At 56.1% G+C, this 9,956-nt stretch carries 7 protein-coding genes and 1 tRNA gene; 1 reads left to right on the plus strand and 7 read right to left on the minus strand.

What is annotated here, in order from left to right; genetic code table 11:
• Window position 1 precedes the first annotated feature (1 nt).
• The 7 genes from GOW60_RS18590 to GOW60_RS18620 form a co-directional block, all read right to left on the minus strand.
• Entirely contained in the window at window positions 2–1,288 is a 1,287-nt protein-coding gene (locus tag GOW60_RS18590; RefSeq protein WP_171230446.1) for a dynamin family protein, read from the minus strand.
• Window positions 1,285–3,327, minus strand: a complete 2,043-nt coding sequence (locus GOW60_RS18595; RefSeq protein WP_171230447.1) for a dynamin family protein — start codon at window positions 3,325–3,327, stop codon at window positions 1,285–1,287. Before GOW60_RS18595 ends, GOW60_RS18590 begins: the two co-directional genes overlap by 4 nt.
• Window positions 3,328–3,395: 68 nt before the next feature.
• The gene (locus GOW60_RS18600; RefSeq protein WP_171230448.1) at window positions 3,396–4,268 is read right to left on the minus strand and encodes a hypothetical protein; all 873 of its coding nucleotides are present in this window, start codon (window positions 4,266–4,268) and stop codon (window positions 3,396–3,398) included.
• A 23-nt stretch (window positions 4,269–4,291) separates the two neighbouring features.
• Entirely contained in the window at window positions 4,292–4,693 is a 402-nt protein-coding gene (locus GOW60_RS18605) for a hypothetical protein (RefSeq protein ID WP_152460278.1), read from the minus strand.
• A gap of 52 nt (window positions 4,694–4,745) precedes the next feature.
• Window positions 4,746–6,497 carry a dynamin family protein gene (locus tag GOW60_RS18610; RefSeq protein ID WP_171230449.1) on the minus strand — a complete coding sequence of 584 codons (1,752 nt, stop codon included), beginning with the start codon at window positions 6,495–6,497 and terminating at the stop codon, window positions 4,746–4,748.
• 8 nt (window positions 6,498–6,505) lie between these two features.
• On the minus strand, window positions 6,506–8,518 hold the full coding sequence (locus GOW60_RS18615; RefSeq protein ID WP_152460280.1) for a dynamin family protein: 2,013 nt from the start codon (window positions 8,516–8,518) through the stop codon (window positions 6,506–6,508).
• Between the two features lie 2 nt (window positions 8,519–8,520).
• Window positions 8,521–9,114 carry a hypothetical protein gene (locus GOW60_RS18620; protein WP_253282610.1) on the minus strand — a complete coding sequence of 198 codons (594 nt, stop codon included), beginning with the start codon at window positions 9,112–9,114 and terminating at the stop codon, window positions 8,521–8,523.
• Window positions 9,115–9,776: 662 nt separating this feature from the next.
• Between GOW60_RS18620 and GOW60_RS18625 the strand changes: the two genes are divergently transcribed.
• Window positions 9,777–9,861 (plus strand) — tRNA-Leu (locus GOW60_RS18625).
• Window positions 9,862–9,956: the final 95 nt, after the last annotated feature.

The raw sequence follows: 9,956 nt of genomic DNA on the forward strand, positions 1-9,956 counted from the left end.
GTCAGGTTCCGGTTTTCGGATGCGCCGCTGCGACCGTGCTTCCAGCCCAAGCAAGGTTGTCGCCCAGCTGCGCCAGAATGCTGATTGCGTCCTTCAATGGTGCGTCCCCGCTTTCGAATTGCAGCAACAAAAGCAAATCTGTCGCCTTTTCAAATTCTGCGGGAATCCAATCAGCTTCGGGGTCGATTTCGCCACCTTGTTCCAGCCGCTCTGCAAAATCTTCGACGATCTCCTGACAGCTTTTCAGAAACGCGGCCGGTTCGATGTCAGAGGTTTCACGTAGATCTTCATAGATGCTTGCTATTGCGGCCAGCCAGTCCTCGAGAATGGGATTGTTCAACGGGGGCAGGGCAGACCCAAGCGTTGAATGCATCGATGTGGTGTCATTCGAAACAGGCTCTGGCTCTGCGCCCTTCAGCTCCTCAAGATAAGGCAGGAAGTCCTGCTGCAAATCTTTCCGCGCAGCCTCCAGATCGCCGCGGCGCCGGTCGGATGCCGCTTCCAGCACGTGTTCCGCAAGGTTCTGCCCGCCGCAGGTTTCCCAAAGCGCAAAGTCGGGCTCGGGCTCCTGCGCCATGGCACGCACGGCGACCGGCGTACCAATTGGGACAACGGCGCGGAACATTCCTTCTTTTTCCTTGTTCAAACGCGCAAGAACGCGGTCCAGGGCACCCTGCACAGGTGGCAGATCGGCATGTGTTACGGCAAGCAGGCTGTTGGCCCTCAGTTCGGGGGGTACCTGAGACCACAAGTGGCGCTCGGTCTCGCGCCAGGCATTGGTTCCATTTGTGCACCAGATGGCACAATCGACGAATTTCAGCAGATCCAAAGTCGGCTTGTAGGTATCATCCAGAGCACCCGACCCCGGAAGATCAAACAGTGATATTTCCTTGAGAGCCGGTGTATTGATGCCCACCGATATGAAATCGGGCTCTTCCTCGGCCGCTTTTTCCAGCACAATGCCGGAATAGGTCTTTGGTTCCCTGTTCCACCAACCGACAGTCGTTTCGGGCGCATCCGCGTAGGCGACGATTACCAGCGGCAATTTCAGATGCTGCGGACCGGTTGGCAGAATGTCCGCGCCTGCCAGCATGTTCGCCAGACTTGACTTGCCTGCGCCGAATTCCCCGGCGAAACCGATATTGACCGCGTTTGACAGACGTTCAGCGTGGGACAGAGCCCGCGCACGCATATCCTCCAACGCCGCGTCAGGCGTCAGGTTTTCAGTTGCGGTCAGGAAGCGCTCCAGTTGGCGTACTTCCTTTTCAGTTCCGGGAAATTCAATCATTCCGCAGCCTCTGCTTGTCTTTCATCCGCATCGGGTGTTCCAAAAACCGTCTCCAACTCGGCTGCAATGCGACGCGCCTTGTCGAATGCACCTTGCGCTTCCGCCTGGGCGTTCAGTTCTCCTGAGTTGGAACGGTGCTCAAGATGACCGGCCAGAAGGGCCATATAGTGGTCCAGAACCGTATTCAGCCGTTCCAACAGATCGTCGCGGGTCGTGTCGATCAGGTCATCCCCGATCAGTTCGAACTCCTGCACGATCAGCCGTTCCGCACGCGCCACAACGCTATTGCGCGAGATCAGACGCGACAGCCAGTTTACACGCAATTCAACGGTAATGCCACGGGTCAGGGCGGTGGTGTCCGGCCTGAACCAACGTACAGCACTGGTGTTCATGCGATTGTCGACCGGTTCTTGCCATCCCGGCAATGCCCGCAAGGCGGCATTGCAATGCATGTCGATCGCGTAAAGCTCGCTGAGCATGCGCTGCCGAACAACTTGCGATGCCCCCTGTACCAGTTCACGCATACGCTCGCGCAATGGTGTAAAATTGAGCTCGGTCTCTCCGCCCTTTGCCAGCAGAGGCGACTGGCCGTCCGGCCCGCGCACAACGATAGCCACCGATTCCGAGACAGTGTCATCCATGACCCCGCGCAGATTCGACAGGACATCATCCATGTCACGCGTGATCTCCTGCGTTTTTTCAGCAATCAGCTTGCGCAGGTCACCAAGTGTCTTGTCGCTTTCATCGGCATTTCGAACATCCGAGCCGTCTTCATCTTGCAGCGCCCGCAAACGAACCTGAGAGCGCTCAAGCTCCCCGCGTGCGAAGCTGTCGAGATGTTGCCAAGCCATTCGCAACTGTTCGTTGATCGGTCCGTCCGTCAAAGCCTGAGTGACATGACGGCGCAGATCGGGCAGGCCCGACGCGATCATTGCGGCAAAGCGCAGAACCGCTTCGCGGCTGATCGGTCCCGGGCCTTGTTTGATCTCGGCCACACCGTTGAGATATTGCTGCATCTGTTCCGGGTGGGCGCGCAGCCATGCCAGAACGTGGTCGTGGTTCACTCCGGTTTCATCACCGGTCAGAGCATAATGCGCCCATTGCGCGCTACCCATCAGGACATCGATGTTCGAGTTGCCGAGCGCCTTTTCCAACCCGTCCAACACATCCAGACGAACCTTGGCCGCGTCTTCGGCGCCGCCGCCCAGTTCATCCACACGGTTGATGAAGACGACGATCTGCCCAAGTTCCAGCGCTTGCATCAACCGGAACAGTTTCAGATCCGCGCGCGACAATGCCTGATGCGCGGACAGCACCACCACAAAGAAATCGGATTCCTTCAGATACTGTCGCGAAATTTCTTCGCGGATCAGCAGGGGGTCATTCACGCCGGGCGTGTCGGTGACCGTCAGCGGAAACGGAAAATGGCCCAGGTCAAAATAGACCTCGGCCTTGCGGGTGATGTCGCTGTAAAGCCCGCGATCACTGCCCGGATCCAAAGCCCCGTCTTCGGACGGATCATCCCCGGCACAGACATATCTGGCGAGGTCATCTGACGTCAGTTCGTCCAGATCGTGCTGTTGGCCCAGCAGCTGTTCATAGCTGTCACCCAGACGCCGACGCGCCCGGACCTTCATGGCCTCGACCTGTTCCTCGATCATCTCGCGCTTATAGCTGTCCTCGTCATCGGGAAACATGTTGCGCAGTTCTTCACCTTCGGCGATCAGCGATTGCCATTGGTAATTGTCGAAGAAATGGAATTCGGCACCCTGCGTCCGGCCGGACGGGTGGCCGAAATGCATATCAGTGATAACGGTTGTCCAGGGGTTTACATCCGAAGGCAAATACTCTGCCTGACCGGTGAAGCCGTTGATCAGACGCGATTTTCCAGCCTTGATTTGGCCGACAAACGCAATTGATGGTTTCAGATTGCTAAGATCACCAATGATGCGCGAAATGAACTGGCGCGTTTCATCATTGGTTGCCCCGTTCATTTCTTCTGCTATGCGAATAAGTTCGCGACGATGTGTTTCACTCATTACTCATTACCCTGGTTACAATAAAAAACAGATTGAAGTAGTCGAAAATTTGAATTCAACGGAGGCAATCATTTTTCGGCCTCCTGCAAAGCGGTCCACAGGTTGACGACCGCCCCCAGTTTGCGGGCTTCGTGGATGGCGACCGCGATCTGACCACCGTCACTCAAAACGGCCAGACCGGCCCCTTTCCCGCCCGATGGCCGCATGACAATCAACTGCGGGTCTTCACTCTCTTGATGAGAGTCGCCATCCCAGCCGGCAAGATCAGCCACAAAACGGGCCAGCGTGTCTTGGTCGGGATGCATCGGCTCAGATGGCTTGCAAACGCCTTCCAAAAGGGGTGCGGCTTCGTCCGAACTGTCCACAAACACACGACCCGAGGCAAAGCGGCTCGACGCTTCAAAAAAACGTTGGGCAAGTGTTTCCGCTGCATCGGGTGTTGCCTCGGCGGGCAGAGAGTCATCAACAGGTTTCTCAGCACTCGGGACGACGGAAACAATAGGCTCGGACGGAAGCTCGATGGCGGCGCAGGCTTTCTCGATTTCGCTGAAGGTGATACCTACCTCATCCACTTCAAGCGCTGTGTCCGGTCTGCCCGAAGTCAACTCAAGCGGAGCAGGCGATGCGGAGATCTCCGACACCAATCCAGCCAGCTTCTTAATCAATTCGGCGCGTGATTCCGTTTCAAAGTCCGGAATCTCACCTGCCGGTACCTTGAAAACATCGGTGATCCGGGAGCTGTTCACCTCGATTGCCAGACAATCCCCGTTTGCGGCAGTGAATTCCAACCGGCGTGGCAATACTGTGCCGCGGATTGCCCGCAATACCGCAGAACGACGCGCGGCCGCTGTTTCTCCTGCGATCCTCACGGTCGGAGACAGCCGTGCGACCGAGGTCCGCCTGATATCTTCAAGCAGGTCGAGAATGTCCGTGTCCATCATGCCGTGACCCCCTCTGGTCCCGTTCAAACCGCAGCCGCAACCGGCCCCAGACTGAGATGTGATTTGGTAAGCGCCAGTCCGACATTCGCACTGTTGCGGCAGATATAGCAGACCACATGATCAGGATATTCCTTGGTCCGCAGAAAGATGTTTAGCCTGTCCTTGGAAAAAACGGCGACTTCCCCAAAGCCAGCGCTTTCTTCGTCTGCACTGCCAGCCTGACGCAAGAGCGCTTCAAAGGCTGCAACCCCGCGCCCCTGAAACAGATTGGCCACAGCCACCGCCAAAACATCCAACGAATCCGCGCAGTCGGGATCTGAAACAGAGCTGCCCAAAAGCATCCCTGTCTCCATGTCGATATACCCGGCTGCTATACAGTCGGGTATCGTTTCCATGGCGGAGTTCAGTGCGGTTTGAATAGACATCTAATCCATTGTTTTCATTTATGAGTTTCTCACTAGCTCGATTCGGATACCCTTACAACACATGCCATTCAGCGCCGCTATTTTCTTTGGCTTTCGGAATGGATCGAAGTGCCTCTTTGGTTTGCCTTTCGTTGTGTTCAATGGCGATCTGATCAAACTCGGCCAGAAAGGCCTTGAATACATTCTTCAGCCCTTCTGCATCTTGCGGCAGGTCTTCATTTCTCGAAACCTCCTGCCACATATCCGACGCGCTGAGAGGCGATCCGACCGCAACTTCGGGCAGGCCACTCAGCATGGCAACGCTTCTTTCAACTGCGTCAACCTGTTCGGTGGTGGCCGCCTCGATCAAACCGCTGGTTTCGGGTTCCGGCTCATACTCATCCGCAGTGTTGCCGGTTTGCTCGGCCATCAATGCCGTAATCGAGGATACAGAAACTTCTATGCCGCGATCTTCAGCCAAATCGGCCTGCTCGGATTCCTCTTCTTCGCCATCCGGCACGATCTGGGTCTCTTGCATCGAAGTGTTCAGCGAGGCAAGCACATCATCGGAATTGTCAACAGCCGCAAGAGGCGCGGGGCTGATTTCAGCATCATCCAGAGCGCCCGTGTCGTCATCCAATGCGTCCTCCAGATCGGCGTCAACGGACAGCTCGAATTCGTCTTCGTCATCCTCAAGGCCCGCGACATTCGTCAATTCCAGCGGGTCGTTCGAGGTGTCCTTGAAAAAGGAACGCAGATCATCGCTTGTGTCGGGTTCAACGGGCAGCGGAACCGGCTCTGCCGTCATCTCTGCGCGCAGCCGTTCAGCCTCTTCCGCATCGATCCGAACCCGCTCGGCCTCATCCGAGCGCCGCTCGACCCGGGCAGGTCGTACCGGGAAGCTGGTTACAACTGTTTCGCCTACAGCGTTCGATTGCCCGGCGGCCTCCAATGGGTTCACCAACCTCAAGGGTGCGGCTTCGTCTCTGGCTGTCGGCTCGTTTGATGAACGGGCAGGGCGCAAAGGTTTGACTTTGGGTGCGTCGGCCTGGCTCTTGTCGATCTGGTATCGAGCCAGCTGATCGGCACGGTTGTCCATAATCTGTTCTGTGATCTCCAGGAAACTGTCGATCATCTTGCCTCCGCCGCTGCGCGACCACATCTCGGCATCGCCTGTCTTGTCCCGGGCAGTGATTGCGTCGCGGGCCGAGAACAGAATGGACCGATTGAACAGGTGACCAGCTTCGCGGTTAACGCGGCGCAGTACTTTTTGACGGTCTTTGAGGCTCAGGGCATCTGCCCGCGTCACCAAAAGCAAAGAGTTGTGTTGCAACCTCTCGGGTAGGGAAACCCATGTCGCGCGTTCGGTTTCGCGCCAGGCTTGTGTCGCGTGGGTACACCACAAAACGCCGTTTGCCTGACCCACCGCGCGTTGCCACACATCCGTCGAGATCTTGGGGTCCGAAATGCCGGGTGTGTCGATCAGGTCGACAGCCTCCAGAATATCGGCCTCAAGGAAGATGCGGATGAACTGTGCGTCATTGACGCCAACGGTTTCAAGCTGATCCAGCTCGATCAGTTCAGTGCTTCCGTCATGGCGTTTTATATAGGGCGCTTGATTGCCCCAGCTAAACCAGACCGGTGGCAACTGGGTTGCCGTCACCTGCGTCGGCAAGGTCTGCGTTCGCAGCAAAAAGTTCATCAACGTGGATTTACCGGCGCTGAACTCGCCCATCAGGGCGAAAACCGGTTTGCGACGGGACCACTGCTCGATGCGTTCCCATGCCTTCGGAGAAACAAAGCGTGTTTGTGTATCTTTTGCCATTTTTCTACTTATGCCGCTTCGTTGCTTAGATCTTTCAGTATGTCACCCAGAATCTCGTCCTTGGATTTCTGTGGCTGCAAGCCCGCCATCGCCGCCGCAGTCTGACCCGGGTTCTTGTCGGCAGAAGACGAGATGCTCAGCAGGGTTTCCTTCTGCTCGCGCAGGAAATCCGTCAGGATCGCGCGGACGTTTTCCAGAACCGCCGCGATCTGGTTTTCCTCGATATCCTTGGTGATCGAGTTTGCCTCGGACGCGATCAGCCGCGTGTAATCCGCCGCATATGCCTCAAACCCCTTTCGGCGTTGCCACCAACGTCGCCACCAAGTGCTTTGCAAGTCCAGTGCGATCGTCCGGCCGATGCCGAGAGGCGGCGGAACACGGGGAACAATGGGCGCTTCGATGCTGAATTCGCCCAGATGGTTGCCGAGTATCTTATGATAAAGCGCCTCGACGTCCGCAGCAGCGGTTGCGTACAACGCCCCGGCATCCTTTCGCATGGCGCGGGCAAAACTGAAATAGGCAGCCTTTTGCAGCGTCCGCAAGCCCGCGGGATCATATTGCCACGTGCCTTGTTCGCCATTTTTTTCAAGATGCGCGATCAAAGAGTCCGTTGCGCGTTTGACGAAATTGTCCTCTGCTGACTTCAGACGCTCCAACACTTTGTCGCGCAGCGCATTTGTCAATTCGGCGGCTTTCTTTTCGTATTCGGCTGACACCGTGTTTATCGCCTCTTCGGGCGACACGCCGTCAAGATCCCGTGCAACGCCTTCGCCTTCGGACAGATTCTTGGCAACCGCAGTCGCGCGGATCTGACTGGCAATGTTACGCGCCCGATGGCGGACGCGGTCCATCAGGCGCGCTCCGGCACCGTCTGCAATGCGCTCATTCATGGCCAGCAGCAGATCGGGCAGACCGGACAGCGCCCAGATTTTGTCGAGCGAGGCCGCCTGATCACCGAAACCGGCGGCCAGGTAGAACGTATTCAAGGCCTGGCGCGATTCTTCTGTCAGAATATCCGGGTTCCCGGTCAACGCCGCTTCGGCCCACAGTGCGCTGCCAAAAACGACGCTGGTATTTGTGTCGATATTGTTCTGTTTCAGCGTGTCCTGAATGCGGTCACGGATCTCTGGAACCTGGTTCACAGGATCGGACAGCTCGTCGATCCGGTTGACGAACAGGATGATCTGCCGGTTCTCGAACTGCGCGATAATGCGCATCAGGGCCATGTCCATTGTCGTCAGGGCCTGGCTTGCCGCCAACACCACAACGCAGACTTCGGATCCGCGTAGGCTGCGCAGAGTGATTTGTTCACGCACCATGAACGTATCGTTCACACCCGGCGTGTCGCACAGTTTCAGCGCGATGGGGTATTGCGGAATGTCCATATACAGCTCGGCTGATTTGGTAACATCAGCAAACCGGCCCGTTTTGGGGTCAATATCGGGATCGTCTTCATCGCCCAGGCAAACATAACGCTGAATCAGTTCCTCATCGAAATGATCATACTGATGGCTTTGACCTAGGATCAGGTCGAAATGTTTGCCAAGACGTTCCTCTGACTTGGCCTTCATCTCACCGATCTGGCGGCGGATGTCTTCCATCTCGTCATCAGCGCCGGCGCGATTGGCCAATTCGCCAAGACGACCGCCACCGACCATCAGGTTGTCCCATTCTTCCTGCTCGAAAAACGTGAACTTGGCCTTTGTATCACCGGGTGGGCGCGTGTTGATGTTCAGGGTCGTAACCACCGACGTCCACGGGTTGACGTCTGACGGAAGCAGGCCGGGGTGCCCGGCAAGAATATTGACGATCGAGGATTTTCCGGCCTTGACCTGGCCCACCATCGTGACGCTGGCGGTAAAGTTCTCCATCCGGGTCTTGAGCGTCGCCAGCCGTGCCGAGGAGCGCGCATCAGCCACCTCAGTCAGTTGATCAATCTGAGCCGTCAGTGAAGCCATGGTTGCCGTCATCGGTGCCAGTGCTTCGTTGCCCACAGACAAAAGGTGATCGTTGCGCGCCATGCTTAACCTCCGGTTCCCGTTGCAGCAATTTCGGGTGCGTGCGCGACACGCCCCGCCGGAACGCTTGTCAGAGTGTCGATCCGCGCGATCAGGTCCAATGCGTTGCCCAGTATTTCGGCCTCGGCCCGAGGTGAAATGGTCTCGAACGATTTGGAGTCGGCCAGAACTTCGATCGAGCTGAAGCGGTCGCCGTTCTCGAGGCAAGCAACGCGGCGCCCGGTTGGGAAACCTTCGGATTTTGCAGCTGGCAGCGGCATGCGTGCGTTCGCAAGCAGGTAATGTTCACCGGAATGCGTTCGAAGGGAAATACCAAAGCCTGTGGTCGGGTGGTCGCGATTCAGAGTCTTGAGCTCACCAAGGAAACTCTCACGAGCGAAGAAGACAGCTTCTTGCTCGGCGGCAGCGGAGGGATTCAAATCGGTCACAGCAGAAAGCCTTGTATTGGAGTTGAGCAAAAAAACTCGTACAGGCGCCAAAGTGGCAAAAAGACTCATTAACTCCTGATAAACAACAAGTACCTTTAAGGCGGTGTTATTTTGGCGCGAATAAGATTTTTTAGCGGTTGAATTGTGGCGGCAATGTGGTCGATCTCTCATAAGAATGCCTCAACCGATGCGAGTATTTCGATGCGGCAGATCGGACCTTGAAACGTCAGACAAGCTTGTATGCAGGCATAGTAGGCGCAGCCAAATGAGGCAAAGGCGACGTCTTCACAGGTGCATTCGAGTGATTTGGAGGTCGAAAATCTTTTAGCTTCATACTTCTGAATAAAAACAAATATTTATGTTTTGTTGCTTTACTGAAAACACCGGATCTGGAGGATGGAACCAAATGCCCAGGCAGTTCCAGCAGCACAGTCTGAGGCAGTTTTGCGGGTCAGACTGCATCAACTCTGGCCCGTTGTGCCTTGATTCTCCACTAAGTCTGGCGGCACAAGTTCCGACTTGAAGTGTTGGCGTCTATTCAACGTTAGCGCGTTTTTTGACGACTTGATTGTACCAGGCGTCAACATGTGAACCAAAAGCCGTAAAGCAGCTTCATATAGGTACTCTCAAACCGGTTGCAGGTAGGGTTTCAGACGCCTCCGGCTTCGCGACCGTTGCGTCGCTTGCGGTATCAACCAGGCCGAAAACAGGTTCAAGTTTTCAACCAGTCAGCCCGGCAAGTCACAAACTTTGCGTTCCTCGAATTTTCCCTCTCGCACTCCGATGCAAGCTTTGTTATTGACCGCTTCATTCTAGCGCAAACGCGCTTGGTTGCGGGTGTGGCGAAATTGGTAGACGCACCAGATTTAGGTTCTGGCGCCGCAAGGCGTGGGGGTTCAAGTCCCTCCACCCGCACCAAATGAACTTACCATAATCATCATTATACGTGTTGTGAATGCGCCCGGGGTGCGCGCTACTTCCAAGTGCGACTCCTATTAGAAACCAATGGGTTA

The sequence above is a fragment of the Ruegeria sp. HKCCA4008 genome (assembly GCF_013033125.1).
Lineage (GTDB): Bacteria > Pseudomonadota > Alphaproteobacteria > Rhodobacterales > Rhodobacteraceae > Ruegeria.